Here is a 26,148-nt window from a genome sequence, read left to right as displayed (position 1 = left end):
TCATTATGACTAGAGAAGAGAAATCACAAGTAATACAAGATTTAACGGCAACATTAGCAGATACTAATACTGTATATCTAGCAGATATTTCTGGATTAGATGCACAAACTACATCAAACTTACGTAGAGCTAGCTTTAAAGCTGGAGTTCAGTTATCAGTTGTAAAAAATACATTACTTGCAAAAGCAATGGAGGCTTCAGATAAAGATTTTGGAGATCTTCCATCAGTATTAAAAGGTAATACATCTATGATGATTGCTGAGGCTGCTAATGCACCAGCAAAATTAATAAAAGAGTTCAGAAAAAAATCAAAAGATAGACCTTTATTAAAAGGTGCTTTTGCTGAAGAATCTGTATATATTGGAGATGAACAATTGGATGCTCTTGTAGATATTAAATCTAGAGAAGAACTTATTGGAGAAATCATCGGATTATTACAATCGCCAGCTAAAAATGTTGTTTCAGCATTACAATCTGGTGGACAAACACTTTCAGGTCTTATTAAAACATTATCTGAAAAATAATCAAGCGCACAAATAAACTAAAATAAACAAAATTTTTAAAAACAATTAAAATGGCAGATTTAAAAGATTTCGCAGAACAATTAGTTAACTTAACAGTAAAAGAAGTTAACGAATTAGCTACTATCTTAAAAGATGAGTATGGTATAGAGCCGGCAGCAGCTGCAGTAGCAGTAGCAGGTCCAGCAGGTGGAGGAGATGCAGGTGCAGCTGAAGAGCAAACTGAATTTGATGTAATCTTAAAAGCAGCTGGAGGTTCTAAACTAGCAGTTGTAAAATTAGTTAAAGAATTAACTGGTTTAGGATTAAAAGAAGCTAAAGGTATCGTAGATAGTGCTCCTGCAGCAGTAAAAGAAGGTGTATCTAAAGATGAGGCTGAAGGTCTTAAAGCGTCTTTAGAAGAAGCTGGAGCTGAAGTAGAGCTTAAGTAAGCTATTACTTCTCGGATATCGAACAAGGATTCGAATTCGAGAAAACAAATTTAGGTTTAGGTACTAAGAACTAACGTTTTTAGGCCTAAACCATTTTGTGTATATATTCGTTCTTTATTTTAATTCAGATTTTAATCAAAAAAATATTCTCTTTTGGCAACGAAAAACACTACTGAAAGAATCAACTTCGCAACTTCTCAAATGATCAAGGAATATCCAGACTTTTTGGATATTCAGGTTAAATCTTTTCAAGATTTTTTCCAACTTCAAACAAAAGCAGAAGAAAGAGGTGAAGAAGGTTTGTACAAAACCTTTATGGATAACTTTCCAATTACAGATACAAGAAATCAATTCGTATTAGAATTTTTAGACTACTTCGTAGATCCACCAAGATATTCTATTCAAGAATGTATCGAAAGAGGTCTTACACACAGCGTACCGTTAAAAGCACGCTTAAAATTATATTGTACAGATCCAGAACACGAAGATTTCGAAACTATTGTACAAGATGTTTATCTTGGTACAATCCCTTATATGACAAACTCTGGTACCTTTGTAATAAATGGTGCAGAGCGTGTGGTAGTTTCTCAATTACACAGATCACCTGGTGTATTCTTTGGGCAGTCTTTCCACGCAAACGGTACAAAATTATATTCAGCAAGAGTAATTCCTTTTAAAGGTTCTTGGATTGAATTTGCTACCGATATCAATCAAGTAATGTATGCTTATATTGATAGAAAGAAAAAATTACCAGTAACAACATTATTCAGAGCCATAGGTTTTGAGAGAGATAAAGATATTTTGGAGATTTTTGATCTTGCAGAAGAAATTAAAGTTTCTAAAGCAGGATTAAAGAAAGTATTAGGTCGCAAATTAGCTGCTAGAGTTTTAAAAACGTGGCACGAGGATTTTGTAGATGAAGATACGGGAGAGGTAGTATCTATTGAAAGAAATGAAATTGTTTTTGATAGAGATACTATTTTAGAAAAAGAACATATAGACGAAATAATAGAAGCAGGTGCCAAAACGATTTTACTTCATAAAGAAGATAATCAAATGGCAGATTATGCTATTATTCATAATACATTACAAAAAGATCCTACAAATTCAGAGAAAGAGGCTGTAGAACATATTTATAGACAATTACGTAATGCAGAACCACCAGATGAGGAAACTGCTAGAGGTATTATAGATAAATTATTCTTCTCTGAGCAACGTTATAATTTAGGTGAAGTTGGTCGTTTTAGAATGAACACAAAACTTCAGTTAGACGTAGATATGGATCAAAAAGTATTAACAAAGCTAGATATTATTACAATAATCAAGTTTTTAATACAATTAATTAACTCTAAAGCAGAAGTTGATGATATTGACCACTTATCTAATAGACGTGTACGTACTGTAGGCGAACAATTAGCAGGTCAGTTTGGTGTTGGTTTAGCACGTATGGCTAGAACCATTCGTGAGCGTATGAATGTGCGTGATAACGAGGTGTTTACACCAATCGATTTGATCAATGCAAAAACATTATCATCTGTAATAAACTCATTCTTTGGTACAAATCAGTTGTCTCAATTCATGGATCAAACCAATCCATTAGCAGAGATTACACATAAGCGTAGGTTATCTGCATTAGGACCAGGTGGTTTATCAAGAGAAAGAGCAGGTTTTGAGGTTCGTGACGTACACTATACACACTATGGTCGTTTATGTCCTATTGAAACACCTGAAGGTCCAAACATTGGTCTAATTTCTTCACTGTCTGTATTTGCGAAAGTGAATAACTTAGGATTTATAGAAACACCATATAGAAAAGTTAATGATGGTGTAGTAGCACCAGAAGAGCCAATTTATTTGAGTGCTGAAGAAGAAGAAGGTATGAGAATTGCCCAATCTAATTTAGAATTAAATGAAGATGGAACTTTTATTTCAGATAGAGTAATTGCTCGTGAAGAAGGAGATTTTCCTGTGGTAACTCCACAAGATATCCAATATATGGATGTTGCACCAAATCAAATTGCATCAATATCTGCATCTTTAATTCCGTTTTTAGAACATGATGATGCAAACCGTGCATTAATGGGGTCTAACATGATGCGTCAAGCAGTTCCTTTATTACGTCCAGAATCACCAATAGTAGGTACAGGTTTAGAGCGTAGAGTTGCCAAAGATTCTAGAATCTTAATCAACGCAGAAGGTGCAGGAGAAGTTACTTATGTAGATGCTAATAAAATTACAATTAAGTACGATAGATCAGAAGAAGAAAAAATGGTAAGTTTTGATTCTGATGAAGTATCTTATAACTTGATCAAATTTAGAAAAACCAATCAAGGTACATCTATCAACTTAAAGCCTATTGTAGAAAAGGGAGATAGAGTTGAAGAAGGACAAGTACTTTGTGAAGGATATGCAACACAAAAAGGAGAGTTAGCTCTAGGTAGAAATATGAAAGTAGCCTTTATGCCATGGAAAGGGTATAACTTTGAGGATGCAATTGTAATTTCTGAAAGAGTTGTTCGTGAAGATATTTTTACATCTATTCACATTGATGAGTATTCTTTAGATGTTAGAGATACAAAACTAGGTACAGAAGAATTAACAAACGATATTCCTAATGTTTCAGAAGAAGCTACTAAAGATTTAGATGAAAATGGAATGATTCGTATTGGAGCAGAGGTTAATCCTGGTGATATTTTAATTGGAAAAATTACACCAAAAGGAGAATCTGATCCTACTCCAGAAGAAAAACTATTACGTGCTATTTTTGGTGATAAAGCTGGTGATGTTAAAGATGCATCATTAAAAGCTTCACCATCATTAAGAGGTGTGGTAATTGATAAAAAATTATTCAAAAGAGCTGTAAAAGATAAAAATAAAAGAATTAGAGATAAAGAAGCTGTGTCTGCTTTAGAACAATCTTTTGTTTCAAAATTTGAAGCTTTAAAAGACGAATTAATAGAGAAGTTATTTGCTTTAATTAGTGGTAAAACATCACAAGGAGTATTTAATGATTTAGGAGAAGAAGTATTACCAAAAGGTAAGAAGTATACACTTAAAATGTTAAATTCTGTTGATGATTATGTTCACTTAACAGGTTCTTGGACTACAGATGAAGATTTAAATAAATTAGTTGGAGAATTAGTACACAACTACAAAATTAAAGTTAACGATTTACAAGGTTCTTTACGTCGTCAAAAGTTTACCATTTCTGTAGGTGATGAGTTACCAGCAGGAATCTTAAAACTAGCTAAAATTTACATTGCTAAAAAACGTAAGTTAAAAGTAGGTGATAAAATGGCGGGGCGTCATGGAAACAAAGGTATTGTTGCTCGTATTGTAAGAGCAGAAGATATGCCTTTCTTAGAAGACGGAACTCCTGTAGATATTGTATTAAACCCATTAGGTGTACCATCTCGTATGAACATCGGTCAGATTTATGAAACTGTTCTTGGTTGGGCAGGTCAAAAATTAGATAAAAAGTATGCAACACCAATATTTGATGGAGCATCTTTAGATGAAATTAATAAATACACAGATGAAGCAGGCGTACCTAGATTTGGTCATACGTATTTATATGATGGAGGAACAGGTAAACGTTTTGATCAACCAGCAACAGTTGGGGTAATCTATATGATTAAGTTAGGCCACATGATTGAAGATAAAATGCATGCGCGTTCTATTGGTCCTTATTCATTAATAACTCAACAACCTTTAGGTGGTAAAGCACAATTTGGAGGTCAACGTTTTGGTGAGATGGAAGTATGGGCACTTGAAGCGTATGGTGCTTCAAGTATCTTAAGAGAAATCTTAACTGTAAAATCTGATGATGTTATGGGTAGAGCCAAAACTTACGAAAGTATCGTAAAAGGAGAATCTATGCCTGAACCAGGTTTACCAGAATCTTTTAACGTATTAATGCATGAACTGAAAGGTTTAGGGTTAGACGTTAGATTAGAAGAATAATTTTAATAGTTGGTGGTTATTAGTTGGTAGTTATTGGATATAGAATCTAAACTAACAACTAACAACTAATAACTAAAAACCAAAAACTATAAAAAGACATGGCAAGAAGACAAGAAAAGTACACTGTAAAAAAGTTTAACAAAATTTCAATTGGTTTATCATCACCAGAAGCAATTTTAGAGATTTCTAAAGGTGAGGTTTTAAAACCAGAAACTATAAATTATCGTACACACAAACCAGAACGTGACGGTTTGTTTTGTGAGCGTATTTTTGGTCCTGTAAAGGATTATGAATGTGCTTGTGGTAAATATAAAAGAATACGCTACAAGGGTATCGTTTGTGATAGATGTGGTGTTGAAGTAACAGAAAAGAAAGTACGTAGAGACAGAGTAGGGCACATTAATTTAGTAGTTCCTGTAGCTCATATCTGGTATTTTAGATCATTACCTAACAAAATGGGATACCTTTTAGGTTTACCATCTAAAAAGTTAGATATGATTATTTACTACGAACGTTACGTAGTAATTCAACCTGGTATTGCAAAAAATGTAGAAGGAGAACCATTACAAAAAATGGACTTCTTAACAGAAGAAGAATATTTAGATATTGTTGATGAGTTACCTCAAGACAACCAGTATTTAGAAGATACAGACCCTAACAAGTTTATTGCTAAAATGGGAGCTGAGTGTTTGATTGATTTATTAGGTCGTATAGACTTAGATCAACTATCTTTTGATTTAAGACATAAAGCAAACACAGAAACTTCTAAACAACGTAAAACAGAAGCATTAAAGCGTTTAAATGTTGTTGAAGCATTCAGAGATTCTCAAAAAAATCGAGAAAATAATCCTGAATGGATGATTATGAAGGCAATACCAGTAATTCCACCAGAATTACGTCCATTGGTGCCTTTAGATGGTGGTCGTTTTGCAACTTCAGATTTAAATGATTTATATAGAAGAGTTATTATTAGAAACAATCGTTTAAAAAGATTGGTAGAAATAAAGGCTCCAGAAGTAATTTTGCGTAATGAAAAACGTATGTTACAAGAATCTGTAGATTCATTATTTGATAACACACGTAAATCATCTGCTGTAAAAACAGAATCTAACAGACCATTAAAATCATTATCAGATTCATTAAAAGGTAAACAAGGTCGTTTCCGTCAAAACTTATTAGGTAAGCGTGTTGATTATTCTGCACGTTCTGTAATTGTTGTTGGACCAGAAATGAAATTGTCTGAATGTGGATTGCCAAAAGATATGGCAGCAGAATTGTACAAGCCTTTTGTAATCAGAAAACTGATTGAAAGAGGAATCGTTAAAACTGTAAAATCTGCAAAGAAAATTATAGACAGAAAAGAGCCAGTTGTTTGGGATATTTTAGAAAACGTAATTAAAGGACACCCTGTATTATTAAACAGAGCTCCTACTTTACACAGGTTAGGTATTCAAGCTTTTCAACCAAAATTAATTGAAGGAAAAGCAATTCAATTACATCCATTAGCATGTTCAGCATTTAATGCCGATTTTGATGGAGATCAAATGGCGGTTCATTTACCATTAGGACCAGAAGCTATTTTAGAAGCGCAATTATTAATGTTGGCTTCTCATAATATTTTAAATCCAGCAAATGGAGCTCCAGTAACTGTACCTTCTCAAGATATGGTATTGGGTCTTTATTATATGACTAAAGAAAGAAAGTCTACCCCAGAAGTTCCTATTAAAGGAGAAGGAATAACCTTTTATTCTCCAGAAGAAGTAACTATTGCCTTTAACGAAGAAAAAGTAGACTTAAATGCTGGTATTAAGGTAAGAACTCAAGATCTTGATGAAAATGGTAATCAAGTAACTAGAATTATTGAAACTACTGTTGGTAGAGTTCTATTTAATGAAAAAGTTCCTGCAGCAGCAGGATATATTAATGAAGTATTAACTAAGAAAAACTTACGTGGAATTATTGGAGGAATTTTAAAAGCCACAGATATTCCAACAACAGGTGCATTCTTAGATGAAATAAAAAACATGGGATATAAATTTGCCTTTGAAGGTGGTTTATCTTTCTCATTAGGTGATATCATTATACCTGCTGAAAAACAATCTATGATTGAAGAAGCAAATAAAGAGGTAGATGGTATTGTAATGAATTATAACATGGGTATGCTAACGCAGAAAGAGCGTTACAATCAGGTAATTGATGTTTGGGGTTCTACCAACAACAGATTAACTGAGTTATCTATGAAACGTTTGCGCGAAGACCAACAAGGATTTAATTCGGTTTATATGATGTTAGATTCTGGAGCAAGGGGTTCTAAAGAACAAATTCGTCAGTTAACTGGTATGCGTGGATTAATGGCAAAGCCTAAAAAATCTACAGCTGGTGGTGGAGAAATTATTGAAAACCCTATTCTTTCTAACTTTAAAGAAGGTTTATCAATCTTAGAATACTTTATCTCTACTCACGGTGCTCGTAAAGGTTTAGCAGATACGGCATTAAAAACAGCAGATGCTGGTTACTTAACACGTAGGTTGGTAGATGTTTCTCAAGATGTTATTATCAATGAAGAAGATTGTGGAACACTACGAGGTTTAGAAGTTACGCCATTAAAGAAAAATGATGAGATTGTAGAATCATTGTCAGATAGAATTGAAGGGCGTATTTCTTTACAAGATGTATATCATCCAGTAACAGAAGAGTTAATCTTAGAAGCAAATCAACCAATTACAGCTCAATTGGCATTAGCCGTTGAAAAATCTGGAATTGATAGAATGGAAGTAAGATCTCCATTAACATGTGAATCTTCTAGAGGTATATGTGCAAAATGTTACGGTCAAAGTTTATCAACATTAAGTAAAGTTCAAATAGGTGAAGCAGTTGGTGTAATTGCAGCACAGTCTATTGGAGAACCTGGTACACAGTTAACATTACGTACATTCCACGTTGGTGGGGTAGCAGGTAACATATCTGAAGATAATAAGTTAATCGCTAAATTTGATGGTAACGTTGCTATAGAAGATCTAAGAACTGTAAAAGGTAAAGATAATGACGGTAACGAAGTTGATATTGTAATTTCTAGAACAGCAGAAATTAAAATTATAGATAAGAAAACAGGAATTACTCAGAGTACAAATATTATTCCTTATGGATCTATCATTTTTGATAAAGATAGAAAAACAATTACAAAAGGAGATGTAATTGTACAATGGGACCCATTTAACGGTGTAATCGTTTCAGAATTTGCTGGTAAAGTTAAGTTTGACAATTTAGAACAAGGTATGAATTATTCTGTTGAAATTGACGAACAAACTGGTTTCCAAGAAAAAGTAATTACAGATTCTAAGAATAAGAAAATCATTGCTTCTTTAATTATAGAAGATGAAGACGGTAATGCATTACGTTCTTACAGTTTACCTGTAGGTGCTCACTTAATGGTAGATAATGGAGACACTGTAGAAAGCGGAAAAACATTGGTAAAGATTCCAAGAAAATCTGGTAAAGCAGGAGATATTACAGGAGGTTTACCACGTGTAACAGAATTATTTGAAGCACGTAATCCTTCAAATCCATCAGTTGTTTCTGAAATAGATGGTGTTGTTTCTTTTGGTAAAATAAAAAGAGGTAATAGAGAAATTATTGTTGAGTCTAAAACAGGTGACATTAGAAAATATTTAGTAAAACTTTCTAATCAGATTTTAGTTCAAGAGAACGACTTTATTAAAGCGGGTATGCCATTATCTGATGGTGCTACAACCCCTTCTGATATTTTAAGAATTAAAGGGCCATCTGCAGTTCAAGAGTATCTCGTTAACGAAATTCAAGAAGTATATCGTCTACAAGGTGTAAAAATCAATGACAAACATTTTGAAGTAGTTGTTCGTCAAATGATGCGTAAAGTTAAGATTATTGATTCAGGAGATACATTATTCTTAGAGAATCAATTGATTCATAAAAATGACTTTATCACAGAAAACGATGCAATTTATGGAATGAAAGTTGTTGAAGATTCTGGAGATTCAGAAAACCTAAAAGCAGGTCAGATTATTACCGCACGTCAATTAAGAGATGAAAATTCTTTATTAAGAAGAAATGATCAGAACTTAGTAGAAGCAAGAGATGCAAGACCAGCTACGGCAGAACAAGTACTACAAGGTATTACAAGAGCTTCTTTACAGACAAAATCATTTATCTCTGCAGCTTCTTTCCAAGAAACTACAAAAGTATTAAATGAAGCAGCTGTAAGTGGTAAAGTAGATTCTTTAGAAGGCTTAAAAGAAAATGTAATTGTTGGTAAGAAAATACCAGCAGGAACAGGTATGAGAACTTATGACAACTTAATTGTTGGTCCAAAAGATGAGATAGAACAAAGTTTCTAAATTTATAACATAAACGTCATTATGATTAAAAGAGGAGAAATCTATAAGAAGATTACTTCAGTATATTTTTCATAATGACGTTTTTTTATTCAATAAAATATGGAAGAAAATCAAAATAAAGACGGGCAAATAAATATAGAATTGGATCAGGATGTTGCAGAAGGAACATATTCTAATTTAGCAATAATCAATCATTCTATGTCAGAGTTTATCGTAGATTTCATCAACATAATGCCGGGTGTCCCAAAGGCAAAAGTAAAATCTAGAATAATTTTAACGCCTCAACACGCGAAACGTTTGGTGCAAGCTTTGGCAGACAATGTTCGTAAATTTGAGCAGCAACATGGAGAGATTAAAGATTATGAACAACCTCCAATTCCTATGAATTTTGGACCAACAGGGCAAGCATAGTTTTTACATATAATATAATCTATTAACGATTGTAAAGTTTACAGTATTTATCCCAAGCTTTTGCTTGGGATATTTTTTATACATAAAAAAAGTTTATACATTTCATAAAAAACATATATAAAAATATATAAATTATTTTTTTGACCTTTGTAGTGTTAAATTACAAGACAATGGAAAAACTACAGACAAAAAACAAAGCTCAAAGAGTTAATAATTATAATGTTACTAAAGTAGCTGTTGCCTATGGTGATGGAATTGGACCAGAAATAATGGATGCAACACTAAAGATTTTAGATGCTGCAGGAGCAAATATTCAAGCAGATAAAATTGAAATAGGAGAACAAGTTTATCTTTCAGGAAATTCTTCAGGAATTGAAAAAAGCGCTTGGGAAACTATAAATAAAAATAAACTTATATTAAAAGCACCCATAACAACTCCACAAGGTAAAGGGTATAAAAGTTTAAATGTTACACTAAGAAAAGCCTTAGGGTTGTTTGCCAATGTTAGACCCGTAAGTGCTTTTGCTCCTTATGTAGAAACTAACTTTGCAGGGATGGATGTTGTTGTTGTAAGAGAAAATGAAGAAGATTTGTATGCGGGTATAGAGCATCAACAAACACAAGATGTTGTGCAGTGCTTAAAATTGATTACTAGACCAGGATGCGAAAAGATTGTAAGATATGCTTTTGAGTATGCAAGAGCCTATGGAAGAAAAAAGGTAACTTGTATGGTTAAAGACAACATTATGAAATTAACCGATGGTTTGTTTCATAATGTATTCAAAGAAATAGCATTAGCGTATCCAGATATAGAAAGTAACTCTCAGATTATTGATATAGGGTCTGCAAGATTAGCGGCAACCCCTCAAAATTATGATGTAATTGTAACTTCAAACTTGTATGGAGATATCATTTCTGATATTGCTGCAGAAATTGCGGGTTCAGTTGGTATGGCAGGTTCAGCTAATATAGGAACCAATGTAGCGATGTTTGAAGCAATACATGGGTCTGCGCCAGACATTGCAGGTAAAAAAGTTGCAAATCCTTCTGGATTATTAAATGCAGCTATTATGTTGTTGTCTCATGTTGGTAAAACTCAAATTGCAGACAATATAAAAAATGCTTGGTTAAAAACGTTAGAAGACTGCTATCATACTGCAGATATATACCAAGAAGCTATCACAAAAGAAGTGGTTTCAACAGGAGAGTTTGCAAATAGAGTTATCGATAATTTAGGGAAATTGCCCACTCAATTACCAGTTAGTAAATTGTCAGAAGGAAATGGAGAAATTAAAATACCAGAATATGTTAGAAAAGAACAAAAACAAGTTTTGGTTGGTGTAGATATTTTTATCAATTGGAAAGGGAAAAACCCCAACGAAATAGGAGACATTCTAAATAATATCAATTCTTTTAAAATGAAATTGAAGATGATTACAAATAGAGGTGTTAAAGTATATCCTAATGGTTTAGCAGAAACATACTGTACTGATCACTGGAGATGTAGGTTTGTAGATATTGATTCTAAAATTGATGGAGAAAAAATTTATAATCCTGTTGATTTTGAAAAAGTAATAGCGCTTCAATCTATTTTACACCACAAAGGTTTTGAAGTGATTAAAACAGAAAATCTATACGAGTTTGATGGGAAAAGAGCATTTTCTTTAGGACAAGGAGAGTAAAGGAACTGTATATTTTGAAAAAAAGTGAAACGGCAAACGTTTCACTTTTTTATGTAACTAAACTTTTCTCGTTCTATTAAGCAAGTAAAAATCAGCTAAAACTAAAGCAGTCATTGCCTCTACAATCGGAACAGCTCTAGGTACTACACAAGGATCATGACGACCTTTACCTGTAATTTCTGTTACCTCGTTTTCAGAGTTTATGGTTTGTTGGCTACTCATAATTGTAGCAACAGGTTTAAAAGCTACTCTAAAGTATATATCCATTCCGTTGCTAATTCCACCTTGTATGCCACCAGACAAATTAGACTGTGTAGAACCATCAGCATTAAAAATATCATTATGCTCAGAACCTTTCATTTTAGCACCGCAAAATCCACTACCAAATTCAAACCCCTTAACAGCATTTATAGATAACATTGCGCTACCCAATTGAGCATGTAGTTTATGAAAAATAGGTTCACCCAAACCAACAGGAACATTTTGAGCAACACAAGTAATGGTACCTCCAATGGTATCTCCTGCTTTTCTAATTTCTTTAATTTTAGTAATCATTTTTTCTGCAGCATCTTCATCAGGGCAACGAACAATATTGTTTTCAGTTTTTGAAAAATCTACTTCTTGATACGGTTTTTCCATAAAAATATCACCTACAGAAGAGGTAAATGCATTTATATTTATGCTTGCCATTAATTGTTTAGCCAAAGCACCAGCCACTACCCAATTTGCAGTTTCACGAGCAGAACTTCTTCCACCACCTCTATAATCTCTTAAACCATATTTTTGGTCATAGGTATAATCTGCATGAGAAGGTCTGTACACGTTGGTGTTGTGATTATAATCTTTACTTTTTTGATTGGTATTTTTAATGATAAAACCGATAGAAGTACCTGTAGTAACACCCTCAAAAATGCCTGAGAGAAACTCAACAGTGTCAGGTTCTTTACGTTGTGTTACAATTTTAGATTGCCCAGGTTTACGTCTGTTTAACTCTTCTTGAATAGCTTCAAAGTCTAATTGAACACCAGCAGGAAAACCGTCAATAACTCCACCAATAGCAGTTCCATGAGACTCTCCAAAAGTTGTAACTTTTAATAAATTTCCAAAAGAATTGAATGACATAATCTAAATCTTAAAAATAATTTGTGCAAAGATACTAAAGACCTATATAAAATGTAGTGCTTTTTAAGTTTTACTGATGATTTCTAAAAACCTAAAAAAAGTTATATATCTTGATAGTTAGTAAGATATGAATTGTATTAGATGATATTCAAAAAAAGTGAAAAATAATAGCATTTTTGTTTCAGAAAAATAAAAAAGCTTTCTATATTTGCATCCGCATTCAGGAAATACCTGATGAGACATTTGGAGAAATGGCAGAGTGGTCGAATGCGGCAGTCTTGAAAACTGTTGACTGTAACAGGTCCGGGGGTTCGAATCCCTCTTTCTCCGCAAAACCTCGCAATTTATTGTGAGGTTTTTTGTTTATAAAACTTTGCTTTTAATTTTTTTCCAAACTTTTAGTAGTAAAAAACTAGAAATTACTGCTGATGCAGAAAGTAAAAGTGCATTGGTTATTTGTCCGTAAATCCAAAACCCTGTGGCAAACAAACAACTATAAATTAAAATACAACCCAACAACATTGCTAAAATACCAGCAGGTACACTCCAAGGAGTATTGTTTGTTTTTAAGTTGATGTTTTCTAATGCAGCATCTTTAATAATTTTATTCCAACCCATACCACCAGGTTGAATTTTAGCATAAAAATTATACAATACATCTTTATTATCAGGCTGTGTAATATAGGTTACAATTAACCAAAAAGCGGTAGTAATTAAAACAACAAAAGGTAATTGAAACCATGTAGGTAAGATACCCGATGTAGCACCAAATAATGTTGTTCCTAAAGTTGTAAAGTTTAGTAAAATAGAAATAATACCTGATGCAAACATTGCTGAAATTTCGCTCCAAGCATTAATGCGCCACCAAAACCAACGTAAAATAAACAGTAAGCCAGTACCGGCACCAAACATTATAATAATGTCAAAAACTTGTTTTACATTAGTTAAACTTAAGGCTAAAAGGCCACTAACTAACATCATCAAAACAGTAGTTAATCGGCCAATATTTACGAGCTGTTTTTCGGTAGCATCTTTTTTTATAAACCGCTGATAAAAGTCGTTTACTACATAAGAAGCACCCCAATTTAAATGTGTAGAAATGGTACTCATGTAAGCAGCAATTAGAGAGGCTAAAACAATACCTAAAACACCTGTGGGTAAAAAGTTTAGCATTGCAGGATATGCTAAATCATGTCCTAATTTATCTTGAGGAATATCAGGAAAAGCACTATGTAAACTTGCAATATCTGGAAAAATGACTAAAGAAGCCAAGGCAACCAAAATCCAAGGCCAAGGACGTAGTGCATAATGTACAAAGTTGAAAAAGAAAGTAGCTCCAATTGCATGATTTTCATCTTTAGCCGCCAACATTCTTTGAGCAATATAACCACCGCCACCAGGTTCTGCTCCTGGATACCAAGAACTCCACCATTGCAAAGCAATAGGTATAATTAACAAAGAGATTAGTGTTTCTGTATTGTTAAAATCTGGTAACATATTCATTTTAGAAATTACCAAATCGTTTTGCAAAAGATTTTCTAAACCACCTACTTGAGGAAGGTTTACCGCATAATATGCAGCAGCAAAAGCACCAAATAAAGCAATAATAAATAAAAGAAAATCGGTATAAACCACACCTCTAAAACCACCAAAAGCACTAAAAGCAACTGTAATAGTGCCTGCGTAAACCACAACTTCCCATGGCTGCAGATTTAACATAATTCCCCCAATTTTTATAGCGGCTAGAGTTACAACAGACATCACCAAAATATTAAAAATAACACCTAAATATACAGCTCTGAATCCGCGAAGAAATTTTGCAGTGTTACCACTATAACGCAATTCGTAAAATTCTAAATCTGTATTTACAGCAGATTTGCGCCATAATTTAGCGTAAACAAAAACGGTTAACAAACCTGTAATTAAAAATGCCCACCATACCCAGTTGCCAGAAACCCCGTCTGCTCTAACAATGTCTGTAACAAGTAAAGGAGTGTCTGCGGCAAAAGTAGTAGCCACCATAGAAAAACCTAATAACCACCAAGGCATACTGCGTCCTGAAAGAAAAAACTCAGTACTACTTTTACCCGATTTTTTGGATACAAAAATTCCGATACACAATACTATGGTAAAAAAAGAAAAGATTAGAATATAATCTAGAGTGCTAATTTGAATCATAAGAAATAACTTATTTTTAAAACTTAAAAGTAACCAATTCAAGTTTAATTTGTATTTTTAATTGATGGATTTATTTTCTATAACACAAGTACAAAATCTTCTTCCTTTTGATGGAGTTGCCAATTATCACGGTATTGTTTTAACCAAAGATCAATGCAATTTTTATTATCAAAAATTACTAGATAACATTACTTGGGAAAATGATAAAGCTATTATTTTTGGTAAAACAATTATTACAAAACGAAAAGTAGCTTGGTACGGAGTATCTGAGTTTGCGTATACCTACTCAAAAATAACAAAAACGGCTAGACTGTTTACAGAAGAATTAAGGCAACTTAAAGCAATTGTAGAAAAAGAAAGTGGAGAGACCTATAATTCTTGCTTGTTAAATTTATACCATTCTGGAGATGAAGGTATGGCATATCATTCTGATGGTGAAAAAATGTTAAAAAAGGACGGGGCTATAGCTTCTTTATCTTTAGGAGCAGAACGTAAATTTTCGTTTAAACACAAGCAAACAAAACAGAGAATAGATATTTTTTTGGAAAGAGGAAGTTTGTTGGTTATGAAAGATAAAACCCAAACCAACTGGTTACATAGATTGCCCCCAACAAAGAAAGTACAAGTACCGCGAATTAACTTAACATTTAGAACTATAGAATTGTAACAGTTTATCTTATTTAATTGAAACATTCATAATAAACTTTCTTTATTTTTGCTAAAAATTTTTCTTTGGAAAACAAGAACCAACAATCTATAAACTTAAATAAATTTATCAGTTCTACAGGAATTTGCTCTCGTAGAGAAGCAGAGAAGCTTATTGTTGAAGGACGGGTAACTATTAACGGAAAACCAACCCAACTAGGTAATAGAGTTTTTCAAAAAGACGTAGTTAAAGTTGATGGTAGGCTGTTAAAACAGAAAGCAAAAACATTATACATTGCGTTAAACAAGCCTGTAGGAGTGGTCTCTACCACAGATTCTAAAGAACGCAATAATATTGTAAAAGCGGTAAATCATCCGCAACGATTATTCCCAATAGGGCGCTTAGATAAACCTTCTGAGGGGTTGATTTTTTTAACCAACGATGGTGATATTGTCAATAAAATATTAAGAGCAGGTAACAATCATGAAAAAGAATATATCGTTTCTGTAAACAAAACTATTGATGATGATTTTATAAAAAAAATGAGTAACGGAATTCCTATTTTAGGTACAGTTACCAAAAAGTGTAGGGTAGAAAAAATTTCAGAAAAGGTTTTTAAAATTATTTTAGTACAAGGTTTAAATCGTCAAATACGTAGAATGTGCGAATACCTAGATTATGAGGTTACCAAATTAAAACGTACAAGAATTATGAATGTAAAACTTGGCAATTTAAAACCTGGAGATTGGAGAGAATTAACAGAAGAAGAACTTAACATTATCAATTCGATGATTGCTACATCATCAAAAACAGAAGAAGCTTCTGTGCTTCAGGAAAATAAAAAGACTAATAAATCTAAAAAAAAGCACGCACCCACAAAAAATGATTTTAATAAGAAAAGCGCTTCTTTTAGAAAATCATCTCCTAAAAATAAAAAATCCAAATCAAAGTTTGGTAGAAAACGAAATTAACATTTTTCTTAAATATTAGTAAATTCCTTTTCTTTAAGAAGGTTAGGATACGCTTTTTACTATCTTTGCCAGCAATGAATTTTGATTTAAAAACAACAGACCCTAAAAGTCAGGCAAGAGCTGGTACTATTACTACAGATCATGGTGTTATAGAAACTCCAATTTTTATGCCTGTAGGAACTGTAGGTACCGTAAAAGGCGTACATCAAACAGAATTAAAAAACGAGATAAATCCAGATATTATATTGGGTAATACCTATCATTTATATCTAAGACCTAAGTTAGAAGTTTTAGAAGCTGCTGGTGGTTTGCATAAATTTATGAATTGGGATAGAAATATTTTAACCGATTCTGGAGGGTATCAAGTTTATTCTTTGTCTGGAAGAAGAAAAATTAATGAAGAAGGAGTTAAATTTAAAAGTCATATAGACGGTTCTACGCATTTTTTTACACCCGAAAATGTTATGGAAATTCAGCGTACCATAGGTGCAGATATTATTATGGCATTTGATGAATGTACACCTTACCCATGTGATTATAATTATGCAAAACGCTCTATGCATATGACACATAGATGGTTAGATAGATGTATGAATCATTTAGAAAAATTGCCGTATAAGTATGGTTATGAGCAAACTTTTTTTCCTATTGTACAAGGAAGTACTTACAAAGATTTACGAAAACAATCTGCAGAATATATAGCTAACGCAGGAGCACAAGCAAATGCTATTGGTGGACTTTCTGTTGGAGAACCAGCAGAAGAAATGTACGCAATGACAGAGGTAGTTACAGAGATTTTACCAAAAGATAAACCTCGCTATTTAATGGGGGTTGGTACGCCTATAAATATTCTAGAAAATATTGCGTTAGGTATAGATATGTTTGATTGCGTTATGCCTACAAGAAATGCTAGAAACGGAATGTTGTTTACAGCGCATGGTACAATTAATATCAAAAATAAAAAATGGGAAAAAGACTTTTCTCCAATAGATGAAATGGCAATTACAAATGTAGATACGTTATACTCTAAAGCATATTTAAGACATTTATTTGTCTCTAAAGAAATGTTAGGTAAACAAATTGCGTCTATTCATAATTTAGGATTTTATGTATGGTTAACACGAGAAGCAAGAAAACATATTATTGCAGGAGATTTTAGAGAATGGAAAGATAAAATGGTAAAACAAATGGATAAACGTTTGTAAATAAGTATTTAATATTCTTAAAGAAGCAATAGTAGATTTATATAGTGAAAATAATAGATAAGTACATATTAAAAAAATATATGGTAACCTTTGTGTTTACCTTACTTATCTTGATTCCTATTGCGGTAGCTATAGACATCTCTGAAAAAATAGATAATTTTTTAGAACACGCAGACCTTACCGTAGATCAAATTATTGATGAGTATTACGTTAATTTTGTCATTTATTATGCCAACACTTTTATGCCTTTGGCATTGTTTATTGCTGTTATTTTCTTTACATCAAAGCTATCCAATAATACAGAAATAATTGCTATAACTAATGCTAAAGTATCGTTTACAAGATTTTTGTACCCATATTTCGTAGGGTCTACTCTAATCGTTTTTCTATCACTATTAATGAATCACTTTATTGTTCCTAATAGTAGTACAGAAAGAAAAGGTTTTGAGAAAGAATATATAAATAATAGAAGTCAAAAAAGAGCCTTAAAATCGGTAAGAGAATTTAGCTTACAACTTACAGATAGTACTTATATTTATATTCATAGTTTTGATACCGAAAATAACTCTGGATACTATTTTTCTTCAGAAGTTTATGACGGAATAGAACTTAAATCTAAACTAATGGCAGATAGAATTAGGTTTAATAAAGAAGATTCTGTTTTTACATTAAATACTTGGAGACAGAGAATCGTTTACCAAAATAGAGATAGTATTTTTTCTGGATCAAAATTGGATACAGTATTTGATTTTACGCCAAGAGATTTAATTTATAAATCTGCGTTTGCTCAAGAAATGCCTTCTGATGAATTGATAGAATATATCGATTTATCAAGAACCAGAGGCGTAAAAAATCTAAATGCATATTTGGTAGAGTTGCATAAAAGAACAAGTATGCCAATGGCATCTTACATTTTAACAGTTATTGCAGTTGCACTTGCTTTTAGAAAAAGAAGAGGAGGTACAGGAGTAAATTTAGCCATAGGTATAGGAATTATGTTTTTTTATGTCTTTTTGATGAAAATAGCAGAGGTTTTAGGGGCTGTAGCAGGCGTAAATTCTTTTGTTTACGTTTGGATGCCAAATCTTGTCTTTGGTTGTTTAGCAGTTTATTTGTATCTAAATGCAAGAAAATAGTTTTAAACACTACCTGATACTTCATTTTATTGTTTTTATATGGGGTTTTACAGCTATTTTAGGAGCACTAATTTCTATTGAAGCTATTCCTTTAGTATGGTATAGAATGTTATTTGCATCTATCATTATTCTACTGTATTTATTGTTTAAAAAGAAACATTTAACAGTTGATAAAAGGGGACTCTTAAAATTTATAATTACCGGAGTTTTAATTGCATTGCATTGGATTTTTTTCTTTAAGGCCATTAAGGTGTCTAATGTTTCTGTTGCCTTGGTGACTATGAGCACAGGAGCTTTTTTTACCTCATTAATAGAACCTCTTTTTTTTAAAAGAAAAATTAGATTGTTAGAAATTGTCCTAGGTCTAGTAGTTATTCTTGGGTTGTATATTATTTTTAATTTTGAAAGCCAATACAAGTTAGGTATCATTTATGCTTTGATATCTTCATTTTTGAGTGCTTTGTTTTCTGTACTCAATGGTCTTTTTGTAAAACAATACTCAGCAAACACCTTGTCATTTTACCAACTTTTTTTTGGAGCGTTATTCATCACAATATATATAATAGTAACAACCTCATTTTCTATAGACTTCTTTAATTTACAAACTTTAGATTGGTTGTATCTTTTTATCTTAAGCAGTATTTGTACTGCATATGCTTTTATAGCGTCTGTAAAGGTGATGCAATACATTTCTCCCTATACAGTAATGCTAACTGTAAATTTAGAGCCAGTATACGCAATTTTATTAGCCTTAGTAATTTTTGGAGAAAAAGAAAAAATGAATTCTGAGTTCTATGTCGGTGCATTTATTATTTTATTTGTAGTGTTGTTTAACGGTATTTTAAAGAATAAAGCAGCCATAAGACAAAAAATTAGAGCAAAAACGAGCAGAAAAAAGTAAGCACTTTTTTTAAAAAACTATGAATTTTATAGTATGTTTGTTATTACAAATAACTCAAATCAGATAATTACAATATGGAATATTTAGATTTTGAAATGCCTATCAAAGAGCTTCTAGATCAACTAGATAAATGTCAGGTTATTGGTGAAGAAAGTGATGTAGATGTAAGTGCTACTTGTAAAAAAATTCAGCAAAAACTAGATAAAGCTAGAAAAGATATTTACAAAAATCTAACCCCTTGGCAAAGAGTTCAATTGTCTAGACACCCAAATAGACCATACACGTTAGATTATATTAAAGCACTTTGTGGTGATACTTTTATGGAATTGCATGGAGATAGAAGTGTAAAAGACGACAAAGCCATGATTGGTGGTTTGGGAAAAATTGGCGATCAATCATTCATGTTTATTGGTCAGCAAAAAGGTTACAATACAAAAACACGTCAGTATAGAAATTTTGGGATGGCAAACCCAGAAGGATATCGTAAAGCTTTGCGATTGATGAAAATGGCTGAAAAATTCGGAATCCCTGTAGTTACTTTGGTAGATACTCCTGGAGCTTATCCTGGGTTAGAAGCTGAAGAACGAGGACAAGGTGAAGCTATTGCCAGAAATATTTTTGAAATGACTCGTTTAAAAACACCAATTATAACTATTGTTATTGGTGAAGGAGCTTCTGGAGGTGCTTTGGGTATAGGTGTTGGAGATAAAGTATATATGATGGAAAATACATGGTATACTGTAATATCTCCAGAATCTTGTTCTTCTATTTTATGGAGAAGTTGGGAGTATAAAGAACAAGCTGCAGATGCTTTAAAGCTAACAGGTAAAGACATGAAAAAATTACAGCTTATAGATGGTATTATTGCAGAACCTGTAGGAGGAGCTCATACTGATAGAGAAGGAGCTTTTAATGCAGTTCAAAATCAAATTTTAGAAGCTTTTAAAGAATTAAAAGATATAGGAAAAGAAAAATTAGTACTTATAAGAATGGATAAGTATGCTAATATGGGTGTTTATAAAGAATAGCCATTGTCTTGTATCAATTGTAATATCGATTTTGAAGGCCAGTTTTGTCCAAAATGTGGAGAAAAAAAAGATATAGATAGAATTACGTTTCAATCTATAATTCAATCAGTTTTTTCGGGATTCATAGATATGGATAAAGGACTTCTTTTTAACCTAAAAAACTTAACAATACGTCCTAAAATTACAATATTACAGTATGTAAACGGTAAAAGAAAATATATTTTAAATCCTATAAGTTACGCTATAATTACAATCAGTATTTATCTTTTTTTAGATTCTTTATTACCAAGAGGAACTAGACCAAAACTGTCTAAAGTAGATATATATGGAGCGCAAGAAATGGGCGTTAAATTAGGCTATTTTATTAGAGATAAGATGAAGTATTTGTGGTTAACTTATGCTTTATACTCTTCATTCTTTACAAGAATCTTTTACAAAAAATATAATTTTTTTGAACACTTAGCTATCAATTGTTTTATTCTTGGACATGCAACTATTATCGCAATTTTAACAAGATTAATTTACAATAGAGAATTAATTATTTTTAACTTTTTAGTGTTCGTTTATATCTCAATTTTGCAATATAAAGTTTTTAAAAACCCTAAAGACGCTTTTGGTACAGCTGCATTATCACTAATTATAGTTTTTGTAAGCTACCTCCTTTTTTTAGGACTTCCTTTTGCATTTGCTAATTTTATAATATAAAAAAACGGACTCAAATTTTTGAATCCGTTTTATGCTTTAAAATTAAAATAGTTTTATAAATCTAAAGCATTTAGTATTTCTTCTAACCTAGGTTCAGAAGGTCTTGGTGCATTAGCGTCTACAATATTCCCTTGAGGGTCAATTAGAATAAATCTTGGAATGCCTGTAATTTGGTAGGCTTGTTGAAATGTAAAATCTTGACCAGACCATAATTGAACTCCGCTTAATTGTTTTTCTTTAACAAAATCTCTCCATTTTTTTTCTGCGGCTTCCCAGCTACCACCACTTCTTCTAGATTCGTCTGTAGATATACTAACAAATTCAATATTCTTATCATGGTATTTTTTCTCAAGATTTTTTAGATAAGGAATTTGTTGAATACAAGGACCACACCAAGTTGCCCAAACGTCTATGTAAACGTACTTTCCTTTAAAAGAGTCTAAAGATTTCTTTCCGCCTTTATAATCAACATAACCTTTAAATTTTGGAGAAGGTCTACCTTTTCCCATAATTAAATTATTGGCATATACTTGATGAAAATAACTAAACATTTGTTCATTTTGTTTGCTTGCCAAATTCACCAAAGTAGAGTCTAAATTGTGGTAAGAAGCTAAAATACTATCGTATTCTTTTTTAATTGCAGCAATTTTTTTGTCAAATGCCTTTTCTTCTAAATTGAATAATTCATTAGGATCTCCTAAATCCTTTCCTTTTTTTAACTGAGCAACTATAAATTTACTGTTATTAGAACCTTCTCCAGAATATTCTAGTGTAGTCATAATGTCTTCGTCAATATTCCCTTTAATTGTAATATCATATCCGTTTTTTAGAAATAAAGGAGCTCTTTTTTCTCTATTGATTTCAAGAGTATAAATTTCTGCTTTAGGCACTCTTAAAGTGTCTTTAAAAGAGCCGTCTTTATTGATTACTATGGTTTTAGCAATTCCTGTTCTAGTAATTATAGAAAGTATAGAATCTGTATTGTTCTGTAATTGACCGCTTAAACTTACGTAATCTTTAGGCGTATTAGTACATGAAACTAAGATTATAACCAGTAGCAATACTATATTTAGTTTTTTCATTATTGAAATGTATTTTTTATGCAAATATAATTGATATAAGAGAATAAAACTTGTTAAAAGAATGTTGTTGTTTTTTTGTGATGAACAAAAAAAAGTTTGATTATACTAAAAAAGCAACGCGTAAAACGTTGCTTTCTTTGTAGCGAAGACGGGATTTGAACCCGTGACCTCAGGGTTATGAATTTAAAATAAATTCATTTATAAAACCCCTTTTGAGCATTATTTCTATAAAATCGTGTACTAAATTGTATACTCTGATTATTAAATAATTATTATTCAAATCTATTGAAAATTGTAATACAAAAACAGATTTTTTTAATCTGATATTTTCTTCTTTAAAAATTCCAACGCAGTACCTAGTTTATTAAACATTTGAATAGTACTACTCAGTTTTAATTTGTGTTTTTCATGCTCCTACGTATTAATATCACACGTAAATTTCCATTGATCTATCACTTCTTCAGCATAAAACCTTAAGATTCATATTCTCTATTGGTTTTAAAATTATTTTATTTTTTTGTAAACGATTTATAATATGTTTTTTATGACATTCTATCATTTTTGGGAATAATAATATTAGAATTATCACTTTACTACAAACTATCAAAGAATAGAGGTTTTTTACATAAAAAATAATACTTTAAGAAACTTATAGGATAGTCAAATACCTCTTTTTAAATTTTCAGATGTATGATTAGTTTTCAGATGAAAAATAAAAACAAAATGGAGGTGTACCAAACAAATTATAACAATTTTTTTCTTAAATAAAGACCAACATGGTATTAAAGACAAAAATAAACATAGTTGTTTTGAGAGAATAAACCTAAAAAGAGTTCAAGAACCTCTGTAAAAAAAAACATTAATTTATCTATTTCAAAACTGCAAGGTTTAAAGTTTAACCAGAAATTTTAAAAATATGACCTAATGGATTTAAAATAACCGCTTACAACGATTGTGTGATTTTTTTAATAAAATAAAAGCTAATTTATAATTAAAAGAACTTTAAGTTCATAGAATACAAGTAACAGATTTTAAAATAAATATACTTAGGTATAGGTATTAAAATAACAAAACAATTAAATTAAATTTATAACAAACTAATATCTCAAATCATGTTAAGTAAAACAACATATGTCAATGTAGGCAGATCAGGTACTTTTAATCCTTCTGCAAACCATAGATACGATACAAAACCAGAAGATGTAGACGCAATAATAGAGTTATTAAGAACCAATAATCAAAGAGAATTAGGATTATATTTTCATGGCGGTTTGGTAAAAGATACTGCTGGTATTCAATCTGCAAAAATTATGAATTCTAAAATAACTGAATCTGGTTTACATCCAATTTCTTTTGTTTGGGAAACAGGAATTTTCGATGTATTAAGGGAAAAATTAGATAAAATTGGACGTAAAACTTTATTTAAAATCATTCAAAGAATAATTGTAAGAAGATTGGGTGATAGAATACCTCTTAGTAAGAACAGAGAGGCAATTAAAGAAATTACATACAGCGAAATAGAATTTGAATTATCAAAAAAAACACCTTTTAAGAACTATGTGATAAATGATAACTATAGAGTCTTAGAGGACAATAATTTTCAAACAGAAGATGAGATGGTAATCACTTTAGAAGAAGACATAAAAAAAGATGTTTTAGAAAACCCTATACTTATAGAGGGTTTAGATATAGGTGAAGTAGATGATATTATTTATGATAATAAATATACTTTAGAAAAATCGATGAGTAGAGATGCCCCATTTTTAGGTGGTTTTTTCTGGAGTATTGCAAAGATTGTTTACAATATTATTTTGAGGTTTAAAAGAGATAATGACCATGGCTTTTACGCAACAATGATAGAAGAGATTTTTAGACGTTATTATGTTGCGAAAATAGGGGCTTCAATATGGCAAGAAATGAAAGATAAGGCAAAAGAGATGTGGAAGTCAAATACAGGAAGGTCTGGAAATAATTTATATGCAGGAACATATTTATTGACCAAATTAAACGAATTAGGAACCATTGAAAATCCAATAATTATTAATCTAATTGGTCATAGTGCAGGGTCAATTGCAATTTGTTATTTAATAAAAGAAGTACAAGAGAACTATCCCCACATAAAAGTAAATAACCTTGTATTTCTAGCACCAGCTTGTCGTTCTGAATTATTTGATGAATATGTTGTTCAAAAAACAGAAAGGTTTAATGAAATTAGAATCTTTACAATGTCTGATGAATATGAAAGAAAGGATACATTAATTGACGGTTTCTCTATTGTATATCCTCACTCGTTACTATACTTTATTTCTGGAATTCTAGAAGATGCAGGGAAAAATCCTGATGCTCATATACTCGGGTTAGAAAGACATGTAAATTGGCAAAAATATATGAAACATAGTCATCTAAAAAACATTAACACCTATTTAAACGATACTCAAAAAAATAGATTGGTTTTGTCAGTATCAAAAACTAACGAGGTTGGTTTATCTAGTAATGCTATTGATCATGGCGATTTTGATGACAACCCTAATACATTAACAAGTATTGTACATATTTTAAAAAACGGATTAAATTAAAAATTATGAGAATAAATTATAAAGGAAAATTTAGTCAAATTATTACAGCAATTGAAGATGCTAATGATATTTTAAATTCAGAAGAATTTTACCAATTAATTTCAAATCATGGAGATTTTAATTGTTCAGACTTTTCATCGGAAGATATTTCTAATATTATTAAGAAATCTAAATTAGAAGTAGAAGTTAAAATCTACAAACCAAGATGGAGATATAGTAAAGTTTTAGGATACTTTATAAAAAGCAAACCGAATAAAATATTTTTGAATAGTAGAAAAATTTATAGAGACACCAATTCCATTACCAATACAATTATTCACGAATATGTACATGCTGTAGATAACGATAATAATAGCAACGCAATCGAGTTTGGTCATATTTGTCAATCCTTTACAAATACTGCACCCTATGTAATTGGCAGTTATGCTGAGTTTTTAATGGAAGGTAATGCAACTACTGAAATCCCCAATCTAATTAATGCTTTGGTAGAGCAAAACCACATGTGTATACAAGAAGATATTAATGCTTTAGATTCAGCTGATTTATTTATCATTGAAGAACATAGGGTTTTATAATTTTTTTATATATAAAATATAATTCAACCTCCAACAAATTTGTTGGAGGTTTTTTGCTTAAATAAAGGTTGTAAAATTAAGTAAGATTTTATGTTTTTAACATCTAGGTTTACAGTAATTAGTTGCTAATTTTTGCGCTTCAACATCATTAGATGCGTTTACAGAAAATGTAGTTTTATCACAATTACAAATAAAAGTGTATATAAAACTTTTGGGTTTATTAGGATCATCTTCTTTAGAAACAAAACTTATTTTTGTTGGTTCTATAAACCAATCTCTTACCCAACCTGCAACATTAGAGTTTCCTGCAATTGCATCATATGCTACTGCAAAAGGAAGTAGAATTGCACCAATAACCCAAGTAATAAAAACACAAATTGTATTTAAAATTTCAACAACTATATTTCTTACAACCCATACAATAATTAATACTAAAATGGTGGTAAACCAACACCACAGGCGCTGCCACCACCTTCTTCTTGTCCTACAGGTTCTTCTTCTTTGATTTACCCAGTTTTCAACTGGTTCAATTACTTCTCTTGTTATCCATGTTCTAGATGTTCTACATATTAAAGCCATATTGTTTTTTTTCAAAGGTAAATTGGTTTTTTATGTTGATTATCAATGAATAAACTACTATTT

The 26,148-nt window shown here is 31.4% G+C and carries 19 protein-coding genes and 1 tRNA gene; 16 read left to right on the top strand and 4 right to left on the bottom strand.

The features are described 5' to 3' along the window. Positions 1–5: 5 nt before the first annotated feature. The 6 genes from rplJ to DUT90_RS02045 all read left to right on the top strand — a co-directional run bounded on the left by rplJ (position 6) and on the right by DUT90_RS02045 (position 11,381). Entirely contained in the window at positions 6–524 is a 519-nt protein-coding gene (gene rplJ / locus DUT90_RS02070) for a 50S ribosomal protein L10 (protein WP_114425155.1), read from the top strand. Between the two features lie 50 nt (positions 525–574). Beyond that, positions 575–952, top strand: coding sequence for a 50S ribosomal protein L7/L12 (gene rplL, locus DUT90_RS02065; protein WP_114425062.1), 378 nt, complete (start codon positions 575–577; stop codon positions 950–952). A 153-nt stretch (positions 953–1,105) separates the two neighbouring features. Beyond that, the gene (rpoB, locus tag DUT90_RS02060; protein WP_114425061.1) at positions 1,106–4,915 is read left to right on the top strand and encodes a DNA-directed RNA polymerase subunit beta; all 3,810 of its coding nucleotides are present in this window, start codon (positions 1,106–1,108) and stop codon (positions 4,913–4,915) included. Between the two features lie 98 nt (positions 4,916–5,013). After that, the gene (gene rpoC / locus DUT90_RS02055) at positions 5,014–9,288 is read left to right on the top strand and encodes a DNA-directed RNA polymerase subunit beta' (protein WP_114425060.1); all 4,275 of its coding nucleotides are present in this window, start codon (positions 5,014–5,016) and stop codon (positions 9,286–9,288) included. Positions 9,289–9,387: 99 nt separating this feature from the next. Further along, positions 9,388–9,699 carry a DUF3467 domain-containing protein gene (locus DUT90_RS02050; protein ID WP_114425059.1) on the top strand — a complete coding sequence of 104 codons (312 nt, stop codon included), beginning with the start codon at positions 9,388–9,390 and terminating at the stop codon, positions 9,697–9,699. A gap of 170 nt (positions 9,700–9,869) precedes the next feature. Continuing rightward, positions 9,870–11,381 (top strand): NADP-dependent isocitrate dehydrogenase, encoded by a 1,512-nt coding sequence (locus DUT90_RS02045; protein WP_114425058.1) that lies wholly within the window; start codon positions 9,870–9,872, stop codon positions 11,379–11,381. Between the two features lie 57 nt (positions 11,382–11,438). Here DUT90_RS02045 and aroC read toward each other — a convergent pair whose 3' ends face one another. Next, entirely contained in the window at positions 11,439–12,503 is a 1,065-nt protein-coding gene (gene aroC / locus DUT90_RS02040; RefSeq protein WP_114425057.1) for a chorismate synthase, read from the bottom strand. Between the two features lie 245 nt (positions 12,504–12,748). On the opposite strand from aroC, the gene DUT90_RS02035 reads away from it, so the two are divergent. Continuing rightward, a tRNA-Ser gene (locus tag DUT90_RS02035) sits at positions 12,749–12,833 on the top strand. A 33-nt stretch (positions 12,834–12,866) separates the two neighbouring features. Here the strand turns inward: DUT90_RS02035 and DUT90_RS02030 are convergent. Then, positions 12,867–14,681, bottom strand: a complete 1,815-nt coding sequence (locus DUT90_RS02030) for a sodium:solute symporter family protein (protein ID WP_114425056.1) — start codon at positions 14,679–14,681, stop codon at positions 12,867–12,869. Between the two features lie 64 nt (positions 14,682–14,745). Between DUT90_RS02030 and DUT90_RS02025 the strand changes: the two genes are divergently transcribed. The 7 genes from DUT90_RS02025 to DUT90_RS01995 all read left to right on the top strand — a co-directional run bounded on the left by DUT90_RS02025 (position 14,746) and on the right by DUT90_RS01995 (position 21,273). Further along, entirely contained in the window at positions 14,746–15,348 is a 603-nt protein-coding gene (locus tag DUT90_RS02025; RefSeq protein ID WP_114425055.1) for an alpha-ketoglutarate-dependent dioxygenase AlkB, read from the top strand. 65 nt (positions 15,349–15,413) lie between these two features. Further along, entirely contained in the window at positions 15,414–16,298 is an 885-nt protein-coding gene (rluF, locus tag DUT90_RS02020) for a 23S rRNA pseudouridine(2604) synthase RluF (RefSeq protein WP_114425054.1), read from the top strand. 74 nt (positions 16,299–16,372) lie between these two features. Then, positions 16,373–17,503: a tRNA guanosine(34) transglycosylase Tgt gene (gene tgt, locus DUT90_RS02015; RefSeq protein ID WP_114425053.1), complete on the top strand. Its 1,131-nt coding sequence runs from the start codon at positions 16,373–16,375 to the stop codon at positions 17,501–17,503. Positions 17,504–17,547: 44 nt separating this feature from the next. After that, positions 17,548–18,639, top strand: coding sequence for an LptF/LptG family permease (locus tag DUT90_RS02010; RefSeq protein ID WP_258848481.1), 1,092 nt, complete (start codon positions 17,548–17,550; stop codon positions 18,637–18,639). Then, the gene (locus tag DUT90_RS02005; RefSeq protein WP_114425052.1) at positions 18,626–19,540 is read left to right on the top strand and encodes a DMT family transporter; all 915 of its coding nucleotides are present in this window, start codon (positions 18,626–18,628) and stop codon (positions 19,538–19,540) included. The genes DUT90_RS02010 and DUT90_RS02005 overlap by 14 nt, the downstream gene beginning before the upstream one ends. Positions 19,541–19,614: 74 nt before the next feature. Further along, positions 19,615–20,568 (top strand): acetyl-CoA carboxylase carboxyltransferase subunit alpha, encoded by a 954-nt coding sequence (locus DUT90_RS02000; protein ID WP_114425051.1) that lies wholly within the window; start codon positions 19,615–19,617, stop codon positions 20,566–20,568. A 3-nt stretch (positions 20,569–20,571) separates the two neighbouring features. After that, the gene (locus tag DUT90_RS01995; RefSeq protein WP_114425050.1) at positions 20,572–21,273 is read left to right on the top strand and encodes a DUF3667 domain-containing protein; all 702 of its coding nucleotides are present in this window, start codon (positions 20,572–20,574) and stop codon (positions 21,271–21,273) included. A gap of 53 nt (positions 21,274–21,326) precedes the next feature. Here the strand turns inward: DUT90_RS01995 and DUT90_RS01990 are convergent, their stop codons facing one another. Continuing rightward, positions 21,327–22,355, bottom strand: coding sequence for a TlpA disulfide reductase family protein (locus DUT90_RS01990; protein WP_114425049.1), 1,029 nt, complete (start codon positions 22,353–22,355; stop codon positions 21,327–21,329). A gap of 1,112 nt (positions 22,356–23,467) precedes the next feature. On the opposite strand from DUT90_RS01990, the gene DUT90_RS01985 reads away from it, so the two are divergent. Next, positions 23,468–24,931 carry a hypothetical protein gene (locus DUT90_RS01985; RefSeq protein ID WP_114425048.1) on the top strand — a complete coding sequence of 488 codons (1,464 nt, stop codon included), beginning with the start codon at positions 23,468–23,470 and terminating at the stop codon, positions 24,929–24,931. 5 nt (positions 24,932–24,936) lie between these two features. Then, on the top strand, positions 24,937–25,506 hold the full coding sequence (locus tag DUT90_RS01980) for a hypothetical protein (protein ID WP_114425047.1): 570 nt from the start codon (positions 24,937–24,939) through the stop codon (positions 25,504–25,506). A gap of 96 nt (positions 25,507–25,602) precedes the next feature. Here the strand turns inward: DUT90_RS01980 and DUT90_RS01975 are convergent, their stop codons facing one another. Further along, a complete protein-coding gene (locus DUT90_RS01975) occupies positions 25,603–26,085 on the bottom strand; it encodes a hypothetical protein (RefSeq protein WP_114425046.1) in 483 nt (160 codons plus the stop codon). Between the last annotated feature and the right edge of the window lie 63 nt (positions 26,086–26,148).

The sequence above is a fragment of the Polaribacter sp. WD7 genome, assembly GCF_003335085.1.
Lineage (GTDB): Bacteria > Bacteroidota > Bacteroidia > Flavobacteriales > Flavobacteriaceae > Polaribacter.
Note: the sequence above shows the minus strand (reverse complement) of the source record. Positions and strands in the feature narration are given on the sequence as shown.